The sequence below is a fragment of the Mameliella sp. MMSF_3455 genome (genome assembly GCF_030733205.1).
Lineage (GTDB): Bacteria > Pseudomonadota > Alphaproteobacteria > Rhodobacterales > Rhodobacteraceae > Antarctobacter.
On the sequence record NZ_JASHJL010000006.1, the window covers coordinates 155891 to 177502 of the forward strand.

Genomic DNA, 21612 nt, shown 5'->3' on the forward strand with positions numbered 1-21612 from the left:
ATGGACTACAATTTTCAATTCAACGTCGTCTGGCGCAACTTCGACGAACTGCTGAGCGGTGCGTGGCTGACGCTGCAACTGGGCGTCTTCGCCTTCACCTGCGGGTGCCTGATCGGCCTTGTCGGTGCCGCCTGCCTCAGCTTTGCGCCGCGCCCGATCCGCTGGCTGGTTCAGGCCTTCGTGATCTTCATCACCAACACGCCTGCTCTGATCCAGATCTATTTCCTGTATTTCGGCCTGCCGGAATTCGGCATCCGCTGGTCGAACGAGGCCTGCGTGTTGATCGGCCTGACGCTGAACGCGGGCGCCTACCTGACGATGATCCTGCGCGCCGGCTTCCTGTCGGTCCGCGCCACGGAAATGGAGGCCGGAGAAACCATGGGCATGTCCCTGCCCCAGCGCATCCGCTACATCGTCGTCCCCCACATCGCCAAGTCGATCTACCCGGCGCTGGCCAATTTCTTCATCGTGATCCTTGTCATGGGCACATCCGTCGGGGCCGTCATCGGCGTGGATGAGCTGACCGGGCAGGCGATCAACCTGTCGACCGTGAACTACCGCTGGCTGGAATATTTCACCGTGGTCGCCCTGATGTATGTGGTCCTGACCTTCATCGCCTCCATCGGGCTGGCGCTGCTGGGCCGCTGGGCCTTTCGCGTCAAGGCAAGGATCTTCTGATGGAGCGTATCCTTGCCCAATTCCCCGACTTCTTCACCTGGAAGAACATCGCCCTGCTGGCCGAAAGCGCCGGACTGACGCTGGCCATGACCCTGCTGGGCTGCCTGATCGGCTTCGGCCTTGCGCTGGTGCTGGTCTACCTGCGGACCACGCCCGGCCTCTGGGCGCTGCCGCTGCGGGTGGCATGCATCGCTTATGTCGAGGTGTTCCGGCGCATCCCCTTCCTGGTGGTCATCTACTTGGTGCTGTTCTTCATCCAGACGGTCGCCTCGGATGTCTCGCTGTTTTCCATCGCGGTGATCTCGATCTGCATCTACGCCATCGCCTACACCGCCGACATCATCCGCGGCGGCATCGAAAGCGTCCCGAAGACCCAGATCGAGGCGGCGCAGGCCATGAACCTGTCCCGCTTTCAAACCATGCGCCTGTGTGTCCTGCCGCAGGCCCTGCCGGTCATCATCCCGCCCGCCATCGCCTTTGCCGTCAGCTTCATCAAGGACACCGCGCTGGTCAGCCAGATCGGCGTCTTTGAACTGACCTTTCGCGGCAAGGAACTGAACAACCAAGGATATTCCGGCGTGCTGGTCTTTGGCACCATCGCCTTCTGCTACTTCCTGATGTCCTTCCCGCTGAGCCTCCTCGGCCAATACCTGGAGAAACGACTTGCCACACCTCGCGGTCAACGACATTCACGCTAACTACGGCAAGCTGGCCGTCCTACACGGGATAGATTTCAAGGTCGACCGGGGCGAGGTCGTCTCGCTGGTGGGCCCCTCCGGCTCGGGCAAATCCACCGTCCTGCGGGCGCTGGTCGGGTTGACGCCTGTCACGGCGGGCAGCGTCGAGGTGGACGGCACCAGCATCGACTACGCAGCCCCCCGCGCGGTCAAGGCCGCCCGCGACCGCATGGCCATCGTGTTCCAGCAGTACAACCTGTTCCAGAACATGACCGTGCTGCGCAACGTCTCGCTTGCTCCGACCAAGGTGAAGGGCCGCAAACGCGCCGAGGTCGAGGCCGAGGCGATGGACCTGCTCAAGCTCGTCGGCATGGATCACAAGGCCCACGCCTACCCCGATGAACTGTCGGGCGGCCAGCAACAGCGCGTCGCCATCGCCCGCGCGCTGGCGCTGAAGCCGGAAATCCTGCTGCTGGATGAGGTCACCTCGGCGCTGGACCCCGAACTGGTGAACGAGGTTCTGGATGCCATCCGCCGCCTCGCCTCCGAAGGGATGACCATGCTGCTGGTCAGCCACGAAATGGCCTTCGTCCGAGAGGTCTCGTCCAAGGTCGTCTTCATGGACGCCGGCAAGGTGGTCGAGGCCGGCCCCCCGGCCGCCATTTTCGACACTCCCAAGAGCGACCGCGCCCGCGACTTTTTCGGCAAGGTCCTGCGATGACCGAATACCCCTACCACTGGCCCGAAAGCCACTGGCGCGAACGTGTGAACACCGTCCGCGCCGGGCGCCGCCTCTGCCCGCCCTGGCCCAACGGGGCCAAGGCCGCGCTGGCCCTGTCCTTCGACTGCGACCACGAGACCTTTGAGATGGGTGGCGGACGCAGCGCCGTGGGTCGCCTCGCCTGGGGCGAATACGGCCGCCGCAAAGGCGTGCCGCGCATCCTGGACACGCTGGCGCGCCACGATGCGCAGGCCAGCTTTTTCATCCCCGCCGTTTCCGCCCTGATCGACCCGGATGAGCCCCGCCGCATCGTGGCCGAGGGCCACGAGATCGGCGTGCACGGCTGGATCCACGAGGTCAACGGCACGTTGACCCCCGAGGAAGAGGCCGAGTCCCTCGCCCGGTCCTGCAACACGCTGGAGCAGATCACCGGCCAGCGCCCCATAGGCCACCGCGCCGCCCATTGGGACCTGTCAGACGACACCATCCGCCTCGTGGCAGAGGCCGGGTTCCTCTACGATTCCAGCATGATGGCCGATGACGACCCTTATGAACTGATCACCCAAGGCACCCCCACCGGCCTGATCGAACTGCCCGTGGACTGGAACCGCGACGATGCGGTCTACCTGCTCTACAACCGCACCCCGCCGACGCGCCCCACCCTGACGCCGGACCAGGTGACAGAGGTCTTCCTCGCCGAACTTGACGGCGCCCGCGCCGAGGGCGGGTTGTGCCAACTGGTCATGCATCCCTTTGTCATCGGCTACCGGTCGCGCATCGCCATTCTCGACCGGCTTCTGACCCATGCCCGCGAAACCGGCGACGTCTGGATCGCCACCCATGCCGACATCGCCCGCCACTGCGCCCAAGGACTGACATGACATTCAACACCGACCTCGCCGCCGCCACCACGCAGGACGCCGCGTGGAAAGCCCTGCAAGACCTCGTGCAATCCACCGTCGGCGCAAAACTCTTCACCATCATGACCGTCGACATGGACGCCATGCTGGCCCGCCGCGCCTATAGCTCGGACCCGGTCAACTACCCCGCCGCCGGAACCAAGGAGATCACGCCAAACCGCTGGCTGGATCATGTCCACGGGCAGGGAAAGACCTTTGTCGCCAACACCCTGGCAGAGATCGACACGGTCTTTCCCGATGCGGACCTGATCGGGAAACTGGGCTGCGGGTCCGTCATCAACCTGCCGATCTGGCAGGACGGGCAACTGGTGGCGACCATGAACATCCTGCACGCCGAACAGCATTACACGCCCGATCGCGTCACCCTGACCGAAGAAACGCTCACCAGTCCCGCCCATGCCGCCTATGACAAGGCGCGCTCACTCGGCCCGCTGCTCTGATCCGCCCCGGTCCCCGAACAGGTCTATCGTTCCCGTCCACAGCACCTGCGCGGTTTCCTCGTAGGGGTTGGCCCAGGCGTGATCGCGGGTGGAGTCGTAATGCGCGCTGTCCCCGGCGGACAGTTCCATCCGCAGGCCGTCCAGCGTGAATTCCAGCCGACCGGACAGCACGTAAAAGGTTTCCTCGCCGCCGTGCCCGGTCGATTCAGACCGATAGCCGGGGTCGATGGTCATGACGAAACAGGACAGTTCGGACCCCGGAAACACCGCGCCCAGCCGTTCATAGCGCACCAGCGTCGAGCCCAGCAGGAACTGCGGCCGCTCGCCCGCCCGCGTGATGCAATCGGCGGGTTGCGGCTTGCCGACAAAGGCGTCGATCCCCACCCCCAGCGCCGCCGCGATCCGCGACAGCGTGGTCAGCGTGGGCGTCGCCTTGTCCCGCTCGATCAGGCTCAGGTAGCCGGTCGAAATCCCCGCCGCCTCCGACACTTCCTGCAAGGTCAGGTCCAGCTTCTGTCGCCGCGCACGGATCATGTTGCCGATCCACATCTCAGTGCCTTCGGTCCATGCGTCCAACCTTGTCCCTCCTGTCCTGCCCGCAACATGGCATGACCGAACATCCGCCGAAAGAAAGACTTACCCGGCACGGCGTGTCCGGTCCCCGGCGCCCAGGCTCGCGGCATAAAGGTCACGCGCATAGGGCTGTTGAAAGGCCCCGCTGCGCAGCACCGACACATCCGCCTCTTCGACAAGCCCGCCCTTGTGCAGCACGCCCAGCCGGTCGCACAGGAAGCTGACCACCGGCAAGGCGTGGGTCACCAAGACATAGGTCAGTCCGCGGTCCTCGCGCAGCCGCACCAACAGGTTCAGGATCTCGGCCTGCACGCTGACATCCAGCGCGCTGGTCGGTTCGTCCAGCAACAGCAGCTTGGGGTCCAGCATCAGCGCCCGCGCAATCGCCACCCGCTGTCGTTGTCCGCCGGACAACTGGTGCGGAAAACGGAACCGGTAGCGCGGGTCCAACCCGACCGACCGCATCATCTCGACCACCCTGTCGGCATGATCGCCAATGCCGTGGATGCGCAGCGGTTCGGACAGGGTGGCATCCACCGTCCGGCGCGGATGTAGAGAGGCGAAAGGATCCTGAAACACCATCTGGCAATGACGGGCAAAGGCCCCCTGCCCCATCGCGCTGCGCGGTTGGCCGTCCACCTGGATCGTCCCTCGCCAGTCGCTGGCCATGCCCACGACCGCACGCAGGATCGTGGATTTCCCCGATCCGCTTTCCCCCACAAGGGCATAGCTTTCGCCCTGCCCCACCCGGATCGACACGTCCTGCACCACGTCCTTGGTGCCGTAGCGGACAAAGAGGTTCTCGATGTTCAGCGCGCTCATGTGCCCATCCCCGCTACCCGGTCCATGACCGGCAGAAAGCGCCGCGTCTCGTTCATGCGCGGCACCGACTCCAGCAGCCCGCGCGTATAGGGATGCTGCGCCGAATGCAGCGCGCCTGCCTGCAATTCCTCGACCACCTCGCCCCGGTTCATCACCAGAACCCGGTCGCAATAGCGCGCCACAAGGTCCAGGTCGTGGCTGATCAGGATCAGCCCCATACCATTCTCGGCGATCATTTCCTCGATCAGGTCCAGAACCTGCGCCTGCACGCTGACGTCCAGCGCGCTGGTCGGTTCATCGGCGATCAGGATGTCCGGCTTCGGGATCAGCATCATCGCGATCATCACCCGCTGCCCCATCCCGCCCGACACCTCGTGCGGATACAGGCGCATGACGTGTTCAGGATCGTGGATGCGCACTTTCTCCAGCATGTCCAGCACCCGCGCCCGCACCGCGCGACGCGGGATGCGTTCGTGCACCCGCAGCGCCTCGGCGATCTGGGCGCCCACGGTCATCACCGGGTTCAGCGAATAGCGCGGGTCCTGCATCACCATGCTGATCCGCGCGCCCCGGACTGCCCGCATCTGCCGGTCGCTCATCGCCATCAGGTCCTGCCCGTCAAACCGCAGGTGATCCACACTGACCTTGGCCGGCGGGCGCAGCAGCCGCAGGATCGACCGCCCTGTCAGCGACTTGCCCGACCCGCTTTCGCCCACGATGCCCAGCCGTTCGCGCCCAAGGTCAAAGGACACGCCCCGCACCACCTCGACCGGACCGCGCGGACCGGGAAAACTCACCCGAAGGTTCTTCAACTCCAGCAGCGGCGGCATCAGCGGCCCTCCCTCTGTTTCGGGTCCAGCACGTCGCGCAGCCCGTCGCCCAGGAAACAGAAACCCAGCGACACGATGATGATGGCAAAGCCCGGCATCGTCGCCACCCACCATTGATCCAGGATGAACGACCGCCCGCGAGAGATCATTGCCCCCCACTCCGGCAAGGGCGGCTGCGCGCCAAGGCCCAGAAAGCCCAATCCGGCGGCGGTCAGAATGATCCCCGCCATGTCGAGCGTCACCCGGATGATCGTCGACGACAGGCACAGCGGCACCACGTGCAGCCCGATCACCCGCAGATGTGACGCGCCTTGCAGGCGCACCGCGGCGATGAACTCGGCATTCCGGAACGTCAGCGTCTCGGCCCGGGCGATCCGCGCATAGGCGGGCCAGGCCGTCACCGCGATGGCGATGATCGCATTCTGCAACCCCGCGCCCAAGGCCGCGACAAAGGCCAGCGCCATGATCAGTTTCGGCAAAGACAGGAACACATCCGTCAGCGCCATCAGCACCCGGTCCACCCAGCCGCCGAAATAGCCCGCCACAGCCCCGATCAACAGCCCCAAGGGGGCAGAGATCAGCGCCACCATGACCACGATCACCAGCGTGATCCGCGCGCCATACAGGATACGGCTGTAGATATCGCGGCCCAGCTCATCCGTGCCCAGCCAATGCTCCGCCGAAGGCGGCAACAGCCGCGACCCAAGGTCCTGCCCCACCGGCGAATAAGGTGCCAGCCACGGCGCGAACACCGCGACAAAGACCAGCGCCCCGATGATCACCGCCCCCAGCATTGCCAAGGGGTTCCGGGCAAAGGCCCGCGCGATGGACCATGCCTGCCCCGCCTGCGCCTGAAGCCGCGACGCCGGCGCATCATCCGTCAACCAATCCAGCACAGACATCAGCGGCTCCTCGGGTCAAAGACGCGGTAAAGCAGGTCCGACAGCCGGTTGATCACGATGAACACCGTCCCGATCAGGATCGTCGCCCCCAGCACCGCCGCCATGTCCGCCCGCAACAGCGCGGTGGTCAGGTAGTTGCCGATCCCGGGCCAGCTGAACACGATCTCGACCATGACCGACCCTTCCAGCAGCACCGCATAGCTGAGGCCGATCACCGTCACCAGCTGCACCCGGATCGGGTAAAACGCGTGCTTCCAGATCACCGCCCATTCGCTGACGCCCTTGACGCGCGCCGTGGTCACGAACTCCTGCGCTAGTTGATCCAGCATGAAACTGCGCGTCATCCGCGCGATATAGGCAAGGCTGAAAAACCCGAGGATCGCGGCCGGCAGGATCAGATGCGACACCGCGTTGCCGAAGATCGTCCAATCCCCGGCCAGCAGCGCATCCACCGTCAACAGCCCCGTCACCGTCGGCACCAGGCCGTCATAGAAAATGTCGATCCGCCCCGGCCCCGCGACCCAGCCGAGGCCCGCATAGAACACCGCCAGCCCGACAAGCCCCATCCAGAAGGCCGGCACCGAATAGCCAAGCAGTCCCAGCACCCGGATCACCTGATCCAGCCAGCTGCCCGCCCGCGCGGCGGCGATCACCCCCATCGGCACGCCCAGCAGCACGCCGATCAGGATGCCCGCAGTCGCCATTTCCACCGTCGCCGGAAAGAACCGCGCCAGGTCCTCGACCACCGGCCGCCCGGTGGTCAGCGACACGCCCAGGTCCCCGGTCAGCACGTCGCGCACATAGATGCCGAACTGCACCAGCAACGGCCTGTCCAGCCCCAGCGCCTGCCGCGTCGCCTCGTAGACCTCCTGCGTGGCGCGGTCGCCCACAACGGCCACCACCGGGTCAATCGGGACGACTCGCCCGATGAAAAACGTGATCGCCAAGAGCCCGAGAAAGGTCAGCGCCGTGACCGCCGCGAAACGCAGCACGCCGGCGGCCAGATCCATACCTCTTTCGGTCATGGAATGGGCAGGTTCGGACAGATTTCCCGACAAAACCGCGCTCTCCCTCTGTTTAGATGCCAGAATGTACGCATTACGAACAAAAGTTCTTTTAATGTAAAGATCAATCTGCTTACAGTAAAAATATTTTACGAGCACCGGACAAACCGGCGCCCGTGAAAACAGCAGCCGCATCAAAAGCGCGGCCCATTCGTTCAACAGGAGGTCACCTCATGAAATCCCCAATACGGCACGTCACTGCCGCCCTGACCGCGCTGGCCTTGCTGGGCGCCCCGGCCCTTGCCGATACGCCGCCCAATGTCCTTGTCGTGGCGCAGAACATCGACGACATCGTCGCGCTGGATCCGGCGCAGGCCTATGAATTCACCTCGTCGGAATACATGGCCAATGTCTATGACCGTCTCGTGCAATACGATGCCGAGGATACCACGGAACTGGTCGGCGGTCTGGCCGAGTCGTGGGAGATCGACGCCGAAAACCGCACCATCACCTTTACCCTGCGCGATGGCGTCAGCTTTCACTCCGGCAATCCGGTCACCGCGGCCGATGTGGTCTACAGCTTCAAGCGCGTCGTCGCGCTGAACAAGAACCCCGCCTTCATCCTGACACAGCTTGGCTGGACCGCCGAGAATGTCGAAGAGATGGTTTCCGGCGAAGGCAACACCGTCACCTTGAAATACGCGGGCGACTTCTCACCGGCCTTCGTGATGAACGTGCTGGCCGCCCGCCCCGCCTCGATTGTCGACAGTCAACTTGTCATGGCTAACGAGGTCGACGGTGACATGGGCAACGCCTGGCTGAACACAAATTCGGCGGGCTCCGGTGCCTTCTCGATGCAGATGTACCGCCCGGCGGAAATGCTGCGGCTGGTGGCGAACCCCGACTACTACAAGGGCGCGCCGAAGATGCAGCAGATCATCATCCGCCACGTGGCAGAGGCCGCGACCCAGCAGCTCTTGCTGGAACAGGGCGATGTGGACATCGCGCGCAACATGACCCCGGAACAGATCGCCGCCCTGCCCGAGGACGGGTTCAAGGTTGGCGTCTATCCGCAGGCCGCGATCCACTTCATCTCTTTCAACCAGAAGGTCCCTGCCCTTCAACATGAGGCCCTCTGGGAAGCCTCGCGTTACCTGATCGACTACGAAGGTCTGACCAGCACCCTGCTCAAGGGTCAGATGGACGTGCACCAGGCGTTCTGGCCCAAGGGTTTCCCCGGCGCGCTGGAAGACACGCCGTTCTCTTATGATCCGGAAAAGGCCAAGCAGATCCTGGCGGATGCCGGTGTAGACCTGCCGATCAACGTGGAAATGGACGTCTTCAATTTTGCGCCCTTCACTGATGTGGCGCAGTCGATCCAGGCCAGCTTTGCCGAGGCAGATATCAATTTCGATATCGTTCCCGGTACGACCGCTGCGATCATCACCAAGTACCGCGCCCGCGAACATGAGGCGATCATGCTGTACTGGGGGCCGGACTTCAACGATCCCCATTCGAATGCCAAGGCATTCGCCTATAACAAGGACAATTCGGACGACGGTTATGCCTCGACCACCACTTGGCGCAACGCATGGGCTGTCAGCAAAGAGATGAACGAACGGACCATGGCCGCGCTGACCGAAAGCGATCCGGCAAAGCGCGAAGAGATGTACCTGAGCCTGCAAAAGGACGTTCAGGTCAAGGCGCCCTTCGTCATCATGTTCCAGGCCACGTTGCAGGTCGGCATGGATGATGATGTCGACGGCTATGTCCATGGCGCCAGCTCAGACCTCGTGTTCTATCGTCTCGTCGAAAAGAACTGATCCTTAACGTAGCGAACGCCTTGTTAACCGCGGTCCTCGGGCCGCGGTTTTTTCATCCGGCCTTGGCATCGTGTTGGTTGACAGCTGTCAACAGGGCCAGAACCATCGGCAACGGCGTGAACAGATGCGCCCGCGCTTTCATGGACAGGTGCCTCAGATACGCCCCCGGCGATCGGATCCTGTCAAAGCGTTGCAGGATACAGGCAACCGTCGTTGCCGCCTGTTCCGGACCCATGCTTTCACAGGCTTCAGCCCAGGTTTCCGTTGAAATCCCCATCATCTTTGCGGCCAGCTGTGCAGCTCTGGTCAACCCATGCCATGATCTGAACACCTCCGGCTCATAGACTTCGATTTCTGGGCAGGCATCCGCAATCAGGTCGAGGCTCAGCGCCGGGCCAACCGGTTTTGCGGCAACCGGCCTTTCAGAAATATCGGTATCTTTTTTTGAACTATATTGGTGCCGCTCATTTTCGGGGTCTGTGCCGCTCACTTCTTCTGTTTGTTCGGTCGTGTTCTGGTCTTCGATGGGCTCTTCACGCGGCAAAAGTTGTTGCAGATGCGCTTTCAGTTCACCGAGCTCCTGCAAAAGATCCATCAGGACGTCGCGCTGCGGCTTCCGGCGCAACACGCGTTGCGCAAGGATCAGGCGGTCTGCAATTTCATCCCCTTGGGTGCGCACTAGGGCTGACAGGCCCGCAACGTCGCGCAACATCAGCACGCAGGTTTCGCGCAAGAGCTTCAACTGTTCGGCGGCTTCCTCGGCTTCCCGGGCGGCCGAGGCGATCTCCTGTGCCTTGGCCAGCAAGGGCGACAGGTCAAACCCGAACGCCCGCCGGATCGTGCCGCTGCGGTCCCGCCGTGCGTAGCGCTTGCCGTTGGGGCTGTCGTGCCGGTGGATCACGCCGGATTGCACCAGCTTGGCCACATGCCGCCGCAGGGTGCTTTCCGGCATTCCGTGGGCGCGGGACGATAGCGTGGCGTTCGACGGAAAGACGATAAGCCCATTGTCCGGGTCAAGCTCATCCGAGGGCAGGAAGGTCAGCATGGCATTCAGCACGACCAGATCCCGATCCGACAAGCCATAGGCATGGCGGGCGGTGGTGAGATGGCGAAAGACCTGCCATTTGGGCACAGGTGTCTGTTCCGTGGCGGTGCGATCAAGCGCCTCCAGCAGTTGGCCAGCAGAAACCGGCCCACGCCCAAAGGGCGTCAGTGTGACTCGTTCCATTAAATTTTCACGGGGCAAAGATTTCCCGCCCGGTTTCACGAAACCGCCGTTGACAGCTGTCAACTGTTGGGGCTACCTTGAGATTGCTACATAACAGGGAAGCCTTCCGGAATGCGTTCTGGGGGGCTTTTCTTTTTTGTCCTTGCCGGGTCGTGCCTCCTGTATTCTTGCTCGTTTTCTGCTCGTCGGACGCTTAGCTGCGGCCGTCTTCGTCGCGATTGGCAAGCCAGTCGCGGTGAAGCCTTTCAATGTTGTCCTCAAGCCATGTGTCGAAGCCCTGCGCCGATTTCCCGGTCAGGTCGATCCGCAGCTTGTCGCCCTTGCGGGTGATCTGTCCCAGGCGTTTGCCATCCGGCCGGGTCAACGCGCGCTTTTCGGCGGCCGGGGCAGGGGGGCTGTCGGCCAGCGGAACCGGCTTGCCGCCCTTGAGCTGCTTTTCCCGCTTTTCCAGCCAGGCAAAGAGCGCATCGAAACGATCGTCGGACTTGTCGCAGGCGTAGACGTCCAGCATCTCGATCCCCTGGTCGGGCTGGATCTCCTGCTCGGTCCACCGGGTGGCGAAGCTGAGCCAGCGATCACGACCGACGGAGGGGGCTGCACCGATGTGTTCGATGATCTCGACTGGGACGGATTCTGCCACCTGCAAGAGGCGTGAGATCAGTGTCTTGTCGGTGGTCAGCGCGTCGGCGATGATCTTGCGGTCATAGCCGGCCTCGACCATTTGCCGGGCAAAGTTCGCCTTTTCGATAAAGGACAGATCGCGCCGGGCCGAGTTCTCCTGGCCCTGCGCGAGAATCGCCTCGCGGTCGTCCAGATCGCGGATCATCGCCTTGACCGGCAGGCCAAGGTCGCGCAGCGCCAATACCCGGCGGCGGCCGTAAACGATGCGGTAGCGCTCGGAATCCTGCGGATCGGGGCGGACCAGCACCGGGACCTGCTGGCCATAGGTGCGGATCGATTCCATCAACGTGGCGTGTTCTGCCTCGTCATGTTCGACGCGGTCGCTCAAGCCGCCTTCGATAATGGTGTTGGGATCCAGTTCCACCACCGAACGGCTTTTGAGATCGGCGATGGATTGCGATACGGCGCCGATCGCGCCCTTGGCATAGCGGGGCGCGCGCTGCTGTGGCTCTTCCGGGGCAGGGGGCTCGGACTTGGCCTGATCCATCAGACCTTGCAACAGGTTCTTGCGTGCCATCAGCGCCCCCATGCTTTCTGGATGAGCTCCTGGATTTCACCGTTCACCGCATCAAGGCTTTCGCGGGCCCGGTCATAGGTGGAGCGGGTGAACTGGCTGCGCTCGACCTCGTATAGCGTCTGCTTGGTGATGCCGGCGTCGGAAATCGCGGTGGATTTCAGCACCGGGTGGTTCAGGACATGTTCGCCGAACATCGATCGCATGAAGCTGACCATCTGGTTCTGCGGGCCGTCGCCGGGCTCGTAGCGTGTTATAACATAACGTAGCCAGTCATAGGACATGTCGCCGCCCGCCTCTGCCACCACCGACAGCAGGTTCGAGGTCATCAGCAGGAACTGGCACATGGACATGACGTCCAGCATCTGCGGATGGACCGTGACCAGAACGGCGGTCGCCGCCGACAGGGCCGACATGGTCAGAAAGCCCAGTTGTGGCGGGCAGTCCATGACCACGATGTCATAATCGTCGGCCACCTGCGCCAAGACCGCGCCGATGCGGGTAAAGAAGGTGTCTCCGTCGCGGTTCAGGATCGCGCGGGGGGTGTCATGCTCGAACTCCATGAGGTCGAGGTTGCCGGGCACGATGTCGAGCGAGGGGTAATAGCTGCGCTGGATCACGTCGCGCAGGGGCACCGGATCGTCATAGCGGATCGCGTCATAGAGCGTGCCGCCGTCCATCAGGTCGAATTCCGGCTGATAGCCGTGCAAGGCAGAGAGCGAGGCCTGCGGGTCAAGGTCCACCGCCAGCACGCGATAGCCGTCCAGCGCACATTTCTGCGCAAGGTGGGCCGAGGTCGTGGTCTTGCCCGAGCCGCCCTTGAAGTTGATGACGGTGATGACCTGAAGGTGATCGCCTTCGCGCCGGCCGGGCAGGTAGGTGCCAGGGGCCTTGGCGCCCTGTTCGAGGTACTGGCGCAGGCCGACGATATCCTCTGCCGTGTAGAGCCGGCGGCCCCCCGGTCCGGTTTCCGGCTTGGGCCCCTTGTCGTCGAGGCTGAGCTTGCGCAGGTAGGCGTCCTTGACCCCCAGAAGGGCGGCGACCTCGCCACTGGTGAACTTGCGCAGCTGCTTGCGCGCGTGCGGGGGGAACAGCTGGGCGCGATGCGCCTGCAACCGTTCGGAAAGTTTCTCGGCATGGATGCCGACAAGCGTATCGATTCTGTCCTGACTGCCCATAACCGCCGTTAGCCTTGTTATTCGCCGCCTGTTGTTACGCTTCGCGGCGTGTTTTTCGGTTTATGGCGTAATTAGATGCCGACATTCTGGGATTCGAGCAAGCCCTTTTATCCCCATCTTGTGGATAACTGCGCGCTTTCCACAAGAAACACGGGGTCGCAGCAGGATCGTGAGGCGGATTCCGGGTCGAGTCCAGAGCGCCGGGGGTCTTGGCACGGGGCGGCCGGATTTTTCCGCTTGCGCGAGTCGGAGGGATTCGGCAGTGTTTCATTATGCGAACAAAAGTGCGTAGATTGGGCAAAGCGGCATGGCGCGACTGGGATTGGTGATCAACCCGGTGGCGGGATTGGGCGGCGCGATGGCCCGAAAGGGCAGCGATGAGCCCGATATTGCCGCGCGCGCCCGCGCGGAAGGCCGCGCACCGCTGGCTCCGCTGCGGGCCGACCGGGCGCTGACCGCCTTTCGCCAGGCCTGCACCGCCGAGGTGCTGGCCGGGCCGCAGGTGCCCGAGGGCACACGGCCCGTGGGGCCGGGTGACCTGACCCAAACGGCCGAGGATACGCACGCGGCGGTCGCCGCCATGCAGGGCGAGGTGGACCTGATCCTGTTCGCCGGGGGCGATGGCACGGCGCGGGACATCTGCGCGGCGAACGACGGTGGCATCCCGATCCTTGGCATTCCCTGCGGGGTGAAAATGCACTCGGGCGTCTTTGCGCGCTCGCCCGAGCGGGCGGGGCAGCTTGCCGCCGGGTTCCTGAATGACGCCCGCAGGCGGACCGAAATGGTCGAGATCCTGGACCTGGACGAAGCGGCGCGGCGGGCGGGGCGGCTGTCGGCGCGCCTGTACACCGTGGCGCGGACGCCGCTGGACGGGCAGGGGGCGCGACAGAACCCGAAGGCGGGAAACACCGACATGGTCGGAGAGGTGGACGCGGCCCTGGCCGCCTATGTCGCCGGAATGCGCGAGGACACGGTCTATGTGCTGGGCCCGGGGGCGACGATGATGGCGCTGAAGGACCGTCTGGGCGGCGGCAGCCTGCTGGGCGTGGACCTCGCCGAAGGCGGGCTCATCACGGCGCGGGATCTGGATGAAACGGCACTTATGACAAGGATGGTCGGGCGTCCGGTGCGGATCGTGCTGACGGTGGTCGGCGGGCAGGGCTTTGTCCTGGGCCGCGGCAACCAGCAGATCTCGGCCCGGGTGCTGCGGGCGGCGGGCCTGCCGCCCATCGACGTGATCTGCGGGCCGGACAAGCTGGCCGCGCTGACCCCGAGTGAATTGACCATCGACACCGGCGATCCCGGTCTGGACGCGGAACTGGCCGGGTATTGGCCGGTGATGACCGGGCCGGGACGCAAGCAGGTGATGCGCGTGGTCGCATAGCAACGAAGAACAGGAGAGGACGATGAAAGCGCATCCATGGATGGCGAATTCCGGCGGATCGGCCAAGCAGGAAATGCTGGCCGCGCTGGGGGAGAACGATGTCGAGTCGCTGTTTGCGCAGATCCCCGAGGATCACCGCATGACGCGGCCTTTGGAACTGCCGCCGCAATTGTCGTCGGAGGTGGCGCTTTCGCGGCATCTGGACGATCTGATGGCCAAGAACACGGTCTTTGCCGAGGGGTCCTGTTTCCGCGGCGCGGGGGCCTGGCCGCATTACGTGCCGGCGATCTGCGACGAGGTGGTGGGGCGCTATGAATGGCAGACGTCCGTGTTCGGCTCGCCGACCTCGGACCACGGGCGCAACCAGGCTTGGTTCGAGTTCACCAGCCAGATCGGCGCGCTGGTGGAAATGGATTTCGTCGGCCTGCCGGTCTACTCGTGGGGCTGCGCCGTGGGTCACGCGGTGCGCATGGCCAGCCGGATGACCGGGCGGCGCAAGGTGGTTGTGCCTGCGGTCATGGACCCCGAGCGCCGGATGGTGCTGGAAACCTATTGCGAACCCACGGAAATGGCGCGGCATATCGAGATCGTGACCGTCGCCGTAGGTGCGGATGGCTGCATCGACCGCACGAATCTGAAGGCCAAGCTGGAGGGTGCGGCGGCGCTGTATTTCGAGACGCCCGGCTACCTTGGTGTGATCGACGCCGATCCGGGTGAGTTGTGTACGCTGGCGCGCGAGGCGGGGGCCGAGGCGATTGTCGGGGTTGATCCGCTGTCGCTGGGCCTTCTGGAGGCGCCGGGCGCCTATGGGGCGACGATTGCCGTCGGCCCGACGCAGCCCCTGGGAGTGCATATGTACGCGGGCGGCGGGGTAGGGGGCTTTATCGCCTCGCCCGATGATGAGCGTTACGCGCGCGAATACAACACGTTGAACATCTCGATTTCCGAGACGCGGGAGCCGGGGGAGTTCGGCTTTGGCCTGACGCTGTTCCATCAGTCGTCCTACGGGATGCGGGACGAGGGCAAGGACTGGACCGGCAATTCCACCTACCTGTGGTCGCTGGCCAATGCCGCCTACATGGCCGCGATGGGGCCGGAGGGCTTTGCCGAGGTGGGCCGGTTGATCATGGCGCGCGCCAAGGCTGCGGCGGAGGCGCTGAATGCGCTGGAGGGCGTGGCGGTCGACCTGTCGCGCCCGGTGTTCAAGGAATTCGTCGCCACGTTCGACAAGCCGGTGGCAGAGGTCAACGCGGCGCAGCGCGCGGCGGGCATCCTTGGCGGCAAGGATCTGACCGGAGAGCCGGGGATCGCGGGCAATGCCATGCTGCTTTGCGTGACCGAAGTACATACCCAGGAAGATATCGACCGGCTGGTCGCAGCCGTGAAGGAGGCCATTCAATGACCGCTCCGATCAAGGATTATCTCAAGCAATCCAAGGGTTTTCATTCGGCCAAGTGGTCGGAGCCCGTGGTGATGGAAATGACCGGGACGGGGCGTCGCGGCGTGGTCTTCGAAGACGCGCCCGCGCCCGCGCTGCCGGGCAAGGCCGCGCGCAAGACGGCCCCGGCGCTGCCGGAGGTGACAGAGCACGACGCGCTGCGTCACTACCTGCACCTGTCGCAGATGTGCCTGGGCATGATGGGCGTGTCACTGTTCGGCACCTGCACGATGAAATACAACCCGCGCATCGGTGAACGCGCGACGCTGGAGCATCTGAAGAACCTGCACCCGCTGCAGGAGGCGGAGACGCTGCAGGGTGTGCTGGAGCTGTATGACAACTTCAGCGATTTCCTGTGCGAAGTCAGCGGCATGGACCAGTTTGTCTTTCAGGCGGGCGGCGGCGCGGACGCGGCCTATACCCATGCCTGCGTGACGCGGGCCTATCACGCCAGCCGCGGTGAATTGCAGCAGCGTGACCAGATCATCACCACGATCCAGACGCACCCCTGTTCGCCCGCCACGGCAAACACGGCGGGGTTCGAGGTGATCACGCTGTCTCTGGAAGAGAACGGCTATCCCTCGATCGATCAGCTGAAGTCCGTCGTCGGCCCGCGCACGGCGGCCTTGATGGTCAACAACCCCGACGACATGGGGATCTACAACCCGGACATAAAGGAATGGGTGCGGATCGTGCATGAGGCCGGGGGACTGTGTTTCTACGATCATGCCAATTTCAACGGTGTGATGAGCCGATTGCGGGCGCGGGAACTGGGTTTTGATGCCTGCATGTACATGCTGCACAAGACATTCGGCGCGCCCAAGGGCGGCGGCGGGCCGGCCGTGGGGGCCTATGGCTGTGCCGAACACCTTGTGCCGTTTTTGCCCGCGCCCGTGGTGGTGAAGGAGGGCGACAGCTACAAGCTGGACGAGGATCGCCCGCAGAGCATCGGCCGCGTGCGCGAGTTCTGGGGCAATGCCCCGCAGGTGATGAAAGCCTATGCCTGGGCCCGCGCGATGGGGGCCGAGGGGCTGCGCGAGGCGGCGGATATTTCGGTGCTGTCCAACAATTACATGGACTGGCGCCTGGGTCAGGCCAAGGGCGTGAGGCGGTCGAACCCTGGGATCGACGCGCCCCGCATGGAGATGACGCGCCATTCGGTGGAACAGGTGACGGCGGACACCGGTTGTACCGTTTTCGAGATCTCCAACCGGATGACGGATTTCGGCATCGACGCGCTGTGGCTGAGCCATGAACCCTGGCTGGTGGCGGAACCGTTCACGCCGGAGGCGGGCGAGCTGTGGTCGAAAGAGGACATCGACTACTGGATCGACGTGCTGGAACATGTGATCGGCGAGGCCTACGCGGATGCGGAGCTGGTCAAGACCGCGCCGCATAACGGGCCGATCAAGGCGCTGACCTCGGCACTGGACGATCCGGCGGTCTGGGCGACGACCTGGCGTGCCTATGAGCGCAAGCATCTGAAGAAGATGGCGGCGGAGTAGGCGTTTCGACGCCGGTGCGCCTGTCGGCGCGCTGGTCGGTTTGCGTTCAGGCCACGCGGGCCTTCAAGGGGCGCTGCCCCTTGAAAATCCCCGGAGTATTTTCGGAGAAAAGAAGACCGGGGCAGCGCGTCCCGATGCGCGCCTGCCATGCCATCAGGTGGGTGAGTACCGTATGCGTTCGTCATTCACGGTGACGCAGATCACACCGCGGCGTCCCGAGGGAATGGCGCGGCAGTCCTGGGCCACCTTTGGGTGAAGCGAATGCGTAAGTTGACGCTTTCCTCTGACCGCTGAAGGCGGCGTCGAAGGGCGGCAAAGCTGAGCGTGGTCTTGACGGTCGTGACGTTCCGCTTCGGTATGAAAACAACTTACCGAAGCGGAGATCTGCAAGAAGGTCAGATGAAGGCTTCGAGCCTGGTGTTGACGACGATTTCCGGCAGGCTGGCCTGGTTGGGCAGCGACAGGACCATCGAGACGATCTCAGCCACGTCCGCCGGTTTCAGGCGCTTGTCCTTGGGGGTGACGCCGGGGATGTCGGCGATCATCTCTGTGTCGATGGCGCCGGGGCAGACGGCGGTGCCGCGCAGGCCCTCGTCCCAGCCCTGGAAGCGGACCGCCTGTGTCATCGACAGGAGCGCGCCCTTGGTCATCACGTAGCCGAGTGAGGCGGTCGGGTCGCGGTAGCGTTTGGCATCGGTCGAGGCGATCGACACGACGCGGCCCCGGCCTGACGCCTTGAGGTGGGGCAGGGCGGCGCGGATCAGGCGGAAGGGGGCCTTGACGTTGACCGTCCAGAGATCGTCGAGGTCGGCCTCTGTGCCGCGGGTGAAATCGACCATTTTCAGGATGCCGGCGTTGTTGATCAGCGCGTCGGGCGCGCCCATCTGCGCCACTGTGGCATCGACCCAGGCTTGCGCGGTGTCGGGCGCGTCGGCGTCGAAGGGGTGCGCGTGCAACTGGTCGGGGTCGGCGTCGGGGAAGGCGGCGGCCAGCTTTTCGGGCTGGCGCAGACCGACCGAGACGCGGTGTCCGTCCGCAAGGCAGCGGGCGGTGATGGCGGCGCCGAGGCCCCGCGCACCGCCAGAGATCATGACGATCCGGCTCATCAGAACAGGCCCTGGTAGACGCCGCCGTCGTTGATGATGTTCTGACCGACGATGAAGCCCGCCTGTGCCGAGCAGAGGAAGGCCACGAGATCCCCGCATTCGCTGGGATCGGCAAAGCGGCCTGCCGGGACGCTCTGGATGCGGTTTTCGACGATCGCCTCGTAGGTGGTGTTGCCGCGCCGGGCGTGGTTGTGGAGATTGGTGTGCAGCGCGTCGGTGTCGAAGAAGCCCGGGCAGACGGTGTTGATCGTCACGTTGTCGCGCACGGTTTCCTTGACCAGCGAGGCGATGGCCCCGGACAGCGCAAGGCGGGCGCTGTGGCTGTGGGCGAAATGCGGCTGCGGAAACTTGATGAAGCTGACCGAGATGTTGACGATGCGGCCGAACTTGCGTTCGCGCATGCCGGGCAGGACGCCGGTGATCATCTCCAGCGAGGAGAAGAAATGCGCGTTGAACCATTCGTCCCAGTCGGCGCGGGTCCAGTCCTCGTATTCTCCGGGGATCTGGCGGATGCCGGGGTTGGTCACGAGGATGTCGGCGCCGTCGCCCTTGGCCAGCAGTTCGGCGCGGCCCTCGGCCGAGTTGAAATCTGCGGCGACGGTGGTGACGTTCACGCCATGCGCGCTGCGGATTTCCTCTGCCGTGGCTTCCAGCGCATCGGCGCTGCGGGCGTTCAGCACGAGGTCAACGCCCTCGGCGGCGAGCGAAAAGGCGCAGGCGCGGCCCAGTCCCTTGCTGGCGGCGCTGAGGATGGCGCGGCGGCCCTTCAAACCCAGATCCATGGGTGTTCCTTCCTTGGTCTTTTTTGTCTTGTGGCGCGAGTTTCGCGCCGGGATCAATGCGGTTCAGGCGGCGTCGTCCGTCACGTCGAGGATGCGGTCCAGCCCGCGGTGCAGACCGGCCAGCGCCTCTCCGGTGAGCGGTTGCAGGGGCGCGCGCGGGGCACCGCCGCCGGGCAAGCCCAGGTAGTCCATCGCGGCCTTGGTCGCGGGATAAAGCGTGCGGCCCTCGGTGATGAAGAGGTTGGTCAGGTCTTGCGCGCGGCTTTGCAGCAACCACGCCTGTTCGTATTCGCCGCGCTGGATCATCGGCCAGACATCCAGCAGCGCGGTCCAGACGTTGGGGAAACAATCCACCAGCCCGTCGCATTGCGCCAGCATGGCAGGCACGCCGATGGTCGAGGACGGACCGCAGAAGACCTTAATCCGGTCGCCGACGCGGGCCAGCGTCTTGTGGAAATTGAGCCAGTCGCCCGAGCTTTCCTTGATCGCCACGACGTTTTCCAGGTCGGCCAGTTCATCGACGATCTCCGGCGTCAGCGCGTTGCCGGCGTTTCCGGGGATGTTGTACAGCATGACCGGCAGGGGGGCGGCGTCCGAGATTGTGCGGAAATGCGCGACGATCTCTGCCCGGCTGAGATGGGCGAAGAAAGGCGGCATGACCAGGGCGGCGTCGGCGCCTTCGGTGGCGGCGTCCTGCATGGCGGCGATCACGTCGCGCGGAGTGATGCCCGCAGCGCCGACGATGGCGGTGCCCTTCTTGCCGACCGCGGTGCGCGCGGTGGCATAGACGGCGCGCCGCTCTTCGGGGCGCAGGGCCCAGAATTCGCCGGTACAGCCTGCGGCGACGACGCCGGTTGCACCCTGCTGCATGAGGCGGCGGATGTTGGCGGCCAGCGAGTCGTGATCGACCTCATCCCCCTTGGTGAAGGGGGTGGTGATGGCGGGCATGGCGCCGGACCAGGTGATGGAGTTTCTGTCCACTGGAACAATCCTCGAAAAATATTAAAGGGGCGCCAGCGCGTCTTCGGCGCGCAGCGCGTCGCAGACCGATTGGGCGGCCTTGCGGACGGTCGAGACGGCAAGGTCGATCTCTTCCGGCGTGATGGTGAAGGGCGGCGAAAAGCTGATCGCGTCGCCGTTGGGCAGGGCGCGTGAGATGACCCCGTCCTGAAGGGCGGCGCGGATGATGCGCGGGCCGACCTGAAGCGCGGGATCGAATTTCTGCCAGCCCTCACGAGTGGGGCGGGCAAATTCGACGGCAGCCATCAGGCCCTTGCCGCGCACCTCGGCGACGATGGGCAGGTCGCCAAAGGCCTTGGCCAGCGCTTCGTTCATGTAGGTGCCCATGCGGCCCGCGCGGTCGACAAGGTTTTCCTCTTCGAGGATGTCGAGATTGGCCAGCGCGGCGGCGGCCATGACGGGATGCGCGGTATAGGTGTAGCCGTGGCCGAAGGCGCCGTATTTGGCGGCGGCCTCGCCCGAGATCACTTGCCAGACCTTGTCGCCGACAAGGACGCCGGACAGCGGGGCATAGCCAGAGCTGATGCCCTTGGCGACGGACATCAGGTCAGGCGTCATCTCCATCGCTTCGCTGCCAAACCATGTGCCGAGACGGCCAAAGCCGCAGATCACCTCGTCGGCGATCAGCAGGACATCGTGACGGTCCAGCACCTCGCGGATGGCTGGGAAATAGCCCTGTGGCGGGACGATCACGCCGCCCGCGCCCATGACCGGTTCGGCGATGAAGGCGCCGACGGTGTCGGGGCCTTCGGCGACGATCAGATCGTCCAGTTCCTGTGCCAGCCGGGCGGAGAAGGCCGCGTCATCCTCGTCGGCCAGGCGGGTCCAGATGTTATGCGGGGCCGAGACGTGGCGGATCATCGGCAGCGGCAGGTCAAAGCCCGCGTGCAGCCCCGGCAGGCCGGTCAGGCCGCCGGACAGGACGGTGACGCCGTGATAGCCGCGGTCACGGGCGATGATCTTTTTCTTTTTCGGCAGGCCGCGGGCGTTGTTGTAGTACCAGACCAGCTTGGCCTGCGTGTCATTGGCGTCCGAGCCGGAGGCGCCGAAGAAGACCTTGGAAAAGCCCTTGGGCGCCTTTTCGATCACCCGTTCGGCAAGGATCGCGGCGGGTTCGGTCGCCATCGAGCTGAAGCCGTGGAAATAGGACAGCTTGCGCGCCTGATCGGCCATGGCATCGGCGATACGGTCGCGGCCGTAGCCCAGGTTGACGCACCACAGGCCCGCCATCGCATCCAGGTAGCGCTTGCCGCTGTCGTCGGTGATCCAGCAGCCCTCGGCGCTTTGCGCCATCATCTGCGCGCCGCTCTGTTCGTGCGTTTGCGCCATGCTGAAGGGGTGAAAGACAAAGCGTCTGTCCTGATCGCGGGTGTCGCTCATGCCCGG

General features: G+C 64.5%; 21 protein-coding genes. 9 read left to right on the forward strand and 12 right to left on the reverse strand.

All coding sequences use genetic code 11. The features are described 5' to 3' along the window. From RBB42_RS06330 to RBB42_RS06350, 5 genes are read left to right on the forward strand one after another with little or no spacing between them, the layout of a single operon-like run. A complete protein-coding gene (locus tag RBB42_RS06330; RefSeq protein ID WP_305968969.1) occupies positions 1–678 on the forward strand; it encodes an amino acid ABC transporter permease in 678 nt (225 codons plus the stop codon). Continuing rightward, positions 678–1376 (forward strand): amino acid ABC transporter permease, encoded by a 699-nt coding sequence (locus RBB42_RS06335; protein ID WP_305968968.1) that lies wholly within the window; start codon positions 678–680, stop codon positions 1374–1376. The genes RBB42_RS06330 and RBB42_RS06335 overlap by 1 nt, the downstream gene beginning before the upstream one ends. Further along, positions 1342–2076, forward strand: coding sequence for an amino acid ABC transporter ATP-binding protein (locus RBB42_RS06340; RefSeq protein WP_305968967.1), 735 nt, complete (start codon positions 1342–1344; stop codon positions 2074–2076). Before RBB42_RS06335 ends, RBB42_RS06340 begins: the two co-directional genes overlap by 35 nt. Continuing rightward, a complete protein-coding gene (locus tag RBB42_RS06345) occupies positions 2073–2957 on the forward strand; it encodes a polysaccharide deacetylase family protein (protein ID WP_305968966.1) in 885 nt (294 codons plus the stop codon). Before RBB42_RS06340 ends, RBB42_RS06345 begins: the two co-directional genes overlap by 4 nt. After that, the gene (locus RBB42_RS06350; protein ID WP_305968965.1) at positions 2954–3436 is read left to right on the forward strand and encodes a GAF domain-containing protein; all 483 of its coding nucleotides are present in this window, start codon (positions 2954–2956) and stop codon (positions 3434–3436) included. The genes RBB42_RS06345 and RBB42_RS06350 overlap by 4 nt, the downstream gene beginning before the upstream one ends. Here RBB42_RS06350 and RBB42_RS06355 read toward each other — a convergent pair. The 5 genes from RBB42_RS06355 to RBB42_RS06375 are packed head-to-tail and all read right to left on the reverse strand — an operon-like array spanning position 3416 to position 7588. Continuing rightward, on the reverse strand, positions 3416–4012 hold the full coding sequence (locus tag RBB42_RS06355; RefSeq protein WP_305968964.1) for a helix-turn-helix domain-containing protein: 597 nt from the start codon (positions 4010–4012) through the stop codon (positions 3416–3418). The genes RBB42_RS06350 and RBB42_RS06355 overlap by 21 nt on opposite strands. 60 nt (positions 4013–4072) lie before the next feature. After that, on the reverse strand, positions 4073–4831 hold the full coding sequence (locus RBB42_RS06360) for an ABC transporter ATP-binding protein (protein WP_305968963.1): 759 nt from the start codon (positions 4829–4831) through the stop codon (positions 4073–4075). Further along, positions 4828–5661: an ABC transporter ATP-binding protein gene (locus RBB42_RS06365; RefSeq protein WP_305968962.1), complete on the reverse strand. Its 834-nt coding sequence runs from the start codon at positions 5659–5661 to the stop codon at positions 4828–4830. The genes RBB42_RS06360 and RBB42_RS06365 overlap by 4 nt, the downstream gene beginning before the upstream one ends. Then, complete coding sequence (locus RBB42_RS06370) at positions 5661–6563, reverse strand: ABC transporter permease (RefSeq protein ID WP_305968961.1); 903 nt, start codon at positions 6561–6563, stop codon at positions 5661–5663. The genes RBB42_RS06365 and RBB42_RS06370 overlap by 1 nt, the downstream gene beginning before the upstream one ends. Then, positions 6563–7588 (reverse strand): ABC transporter permease, encoded by a 1026-nt coding sequence (locus RBB42_RS06375; RefSeq protein ID WP_305968960.1) that lies wholly within the window; start codon positions 7586–7588, stop codon positions 6563–6565. Before RBB42_RS06375 ends, RBB42_RS06370 begins: the two co-directional genes overlap by 1 nt. A gap of 212 nt (positions 7589–7800) precedes the next feature. Between RBB42_RS06375 and RBB42_RS06380 the strand changes: the two genes are divergently transcribed. Beyond that, positions 7801–9390, forward strand: a complete 1590-nt coding sequence (locus RBB42_RS06380) for an ABC transporter substrate-binding protein (protein ID WP_305968959.1) — start codon at positions 7801–7803, stop codon at positions 9388–9390. A 52-nt stretch (positions 9391–9442) separates the two neighbouring features. Here the strand turns inward: RBB42_RS06380 and repC are convergent, their stop codons facing one another. The 3 genes from repC to repA all read right to left on the reverse strand — a co-directional run bounded on the left by repC (position 9443) and on the right by repA (position 12991). Further along, positions 9443–10681, reverse strand: coding sequence for a plasmid replication protein RepC (gene repC / locus RBB42_RS06385; RefSeq protein ID WP_305968958.1), 1239 nt, complete (start codon positions 10679–10681; stop codon positions 9443–9445). A gap of 130 nt (positions 10682–10811) precedes the next feature. Further along, a complete protein-coding gene (repB, locus tag RBB42_RS06390) occupies positions 10812–11816 on the reverse strand; it encodes a plasmid partitioning protein RepB (protein ID WP_305968957.1) in 1005 nt (334 codons plus the stop codon). Beyond that, positions 11816–12991 (reverse strand): plasmid partitioning protein RepA, encoded by a 1176-nt coding sequence (gene repA / locus RBB42_RS06395; protein WP_305968956.1) that lies wholly within the window; start codon positions 12989–12991, stop codon positions 11816–11818. The genes repB and repA overlap by 1 nt, the downstream gene beginning before the upstream one ends. 307 nt (positions 12992–13298) lie before the next feature. On the opposite strand from repA, the gene RBB42_RS06400 reads away from it, so the two are divergent. Genes RBB42_RS06400 through gcvPB form a run of 3 tightly spaced genes read left to right on the forward strand, consistent with a single transcriptional unit; the run spans position 13299 to position 17318 of the window. After that, complete coding sequence (locus RBB42_RS06400; RefSeq protein WP_305968955.1) at positions 13299–14375, forward strand: ATP-NAD kinase family protein; 1077 nt, start codon at positions 13299–13301, stop codon at positions 14373–14375. Between the two features lie 22 nt (positions 14376–14397). Next, complete coding sequence (gcvPA, locus tag RBB42_RS06405) at positions 14398–15777, forward strand: aminomethyl-transferring glycine dehydrogenase subunit GcvPA (RefSeq protein ID WP_305968954.1); 1380 nt, start codon at positions 14398–14400, stop codon at positions 15775–15777. Continuing rightward, on the forward strand, positions 15774–17318 hold the full coding sequence (gene gcvPB / locus RBB42_RS06410) for an aminomethyl-transferring glycine dehydrogenase subunit GcvPB (RefSeq protein ID WP_305968953.1): 1545 nt from the start codon (positions 15774–15776) through the stop codon (positions 17316–17318). Before gcvPA ends, gcvPB begins: the two co-directional genes overlap by 4 nt. 395 nt (positions 17319–17713) lie before the next feature. Here gcvPB and RBB42_RS06415 read toward each other — a convergent pair whose 3' ends face one another. The 4 genes from RBB42_RS06415 to RBB42_RS06430 all read right to left on the reverse strand — a co-directional run bounded on the left by RBB42_RS06415 (position 17714) and on the right by RBB42_RS06430 (position 21606). Next, positions 17714–18424, reverse strand: a complete 711-nt coding sequence (locus RBB42_RS06415) for an SDR family NAD(P)-dependent oxidoreductase (RefSeq protein ID WP_305968952.1) — start codon at positions 18422–18424, stop codon at positions 17714–17716. Then, complete coding sequence (locus tag RBB42_RS06420; RefSeq protein WP_305968951.1) at positions 18424–19206, reverse strand: SDR family oxidoreductase; 783 nt, start codon at positions 19204–19206, stop codon at positions 18424–18426. Before RBB42_RS06420 ends, RBB42_RS06415 begins: the two co-directional genes overlap by 1 nt. A gap of 63 nt (positions 19207–19269) precedes the next feature. Further along, on the reverse strand, positions 19270–20187 hold the full coding sequence (locus RBB42_RS06425; protein WP_305968950.1) for a dihydrodipicolinate synthase family protein: 918 nt from the start codon (positions 20185–20187) through the stop codon (positions 19270–19272). Between the two features lie 21 nt (positions 20188–20208). After that, the gene (locus RBB42_RS06430; RefSeq protein ID WP_305968949.1) at positions 20209–21606 is read right to left on the reverse strand and encodes an aminotransferase; all 1398 of its coding nucleotides are present in this window, start codon (positions 21604–21606) and stop codon (positions 20209–20211) included. Positions 21607–21612: the final 6 nt, after the last annotated feature.

Excerpts from the sequence above, each read along its gene's own strand:
- RBB42_RS06330 (WP_305968969.1), top strand. The coding sequence starts at position 1 with ATGGACTACAATTTTCAATTCAACGTCGTCTGGCGCAACTTCGACGAA.
- RBB42_RS06335 (WP_305968968.1), top strand. The coding sequence starts at position 678 with ATGGAGCGTATCCTTGCCCAATTCCCCGACTTCTTCACCTGGAAGAAC.
- RBB42_RS06345 (WP_305968966.1), top strand. The coding sequence starts at position 2,073 with ATGACCGAATACCCCTACCACTGGCCCGAAAGCCACTGGCGCGAACGT.
- RBB42_RS06350 (WP_305968965.1), top strand. The coding sequence starts at position 2,954 with ATGACATTCAACACCGACCTCGCCGCCGCCACCACGCAGGACGCCGCG.
- RBB42_RS06360 (WP_305968963.1), bottom strand. The coding sequence starts at position 4,831 with ATGAGCGCGCTGAACATCGAGAACCTCTTTGTCCGCTACGGCACCAAG.
- RBB42_RS06365 (WP_305968962.1), bottom strand. The coding sequence starts at position 5,661 with ATGCCGCCGCTGCTGGAGTTGAAGAACCTTCGGGTGAGTTTTCCCGGT.
- RBB42_RS06370 (WP_305968961.1), bottom strand. The coding sequence starts at position 6,563 with ATGTCTGTGCTGGATTGGTTGACGGATGATGCGCCGGCGTCGCGGCTT.
- RBB42_RS06375 (WP_305968960.1), bottom strand. The coding sequence starts at position 7,588 with ATGACCGAAAGAGGTATGGATCTGGCCGCCGGCGTGCTGCGTTTCGCG.
- RBB42_RS06380 (WP_305968959.1), top strand. The coding sequence starts at position 7,801 with ATGAAATCCCCAATACGGCACGTCACTGCCGCCCTGACCGCGCTGGCC.
- repB (WP_305968957.1), bottom strand. The coding sequence starts at position 11,816 with ATGGCACGCAAGAACCTGTTGCAAGGTCTGATGGATCAGGCCAAGTCC.
- repA (WP_305968956.1), bottom strand. The coding sequence starts at position 12,991 with ATGGGCAGTCAGGACAGAATCGATACGCTTGTCGGCATCCATGCCGAG.
- RBB42_RS06400 (WP_305968955.1), top strand. The coding sequence starts at position 13,299 with ATGGCGCGACTGGGATTGGTGATCAACCCGGTGGCGGGATTGGGCGGC.
- gcvPA (WP_305968954.1), top strand. The coding sequence starts at position 14,398 with ATGAAAGCGCATCCATGGATGGCGAATTCCGGCGGATCGGCCAAGCAG.
- gcvPB (WP_305968953.1), top strand. The coding sequence starts at position 15,774 with ATGACCGCTCCGATCAAGGATTATCTCAAGCAATCCAAGGGTTTTCAT.
- RBB42_RS06415 (WP_305968952.1), bottom strand. The coding sequence starts at position 18,424 with ATGAGCCGGATCGTCATGATCTCTGGCGGTGCGCGGGGCCTCGGCGCC.
- RBB42_RS06420 (WP_305968951.1), bottom strand. The coding sequence starts at position 19,206 with ATGGATCTGGGTTTGAAGGGCCGCCGCGCCATCCTCAGCGCCGCCAGC.
- RBB42_RS06430 (WP_305968949.1), bottom strand. The coding sequence starts at position 21,606 with ATGAGCGACACCCGCGATCAGGACAGACGCTTTGTCTTTCACCCCTTC.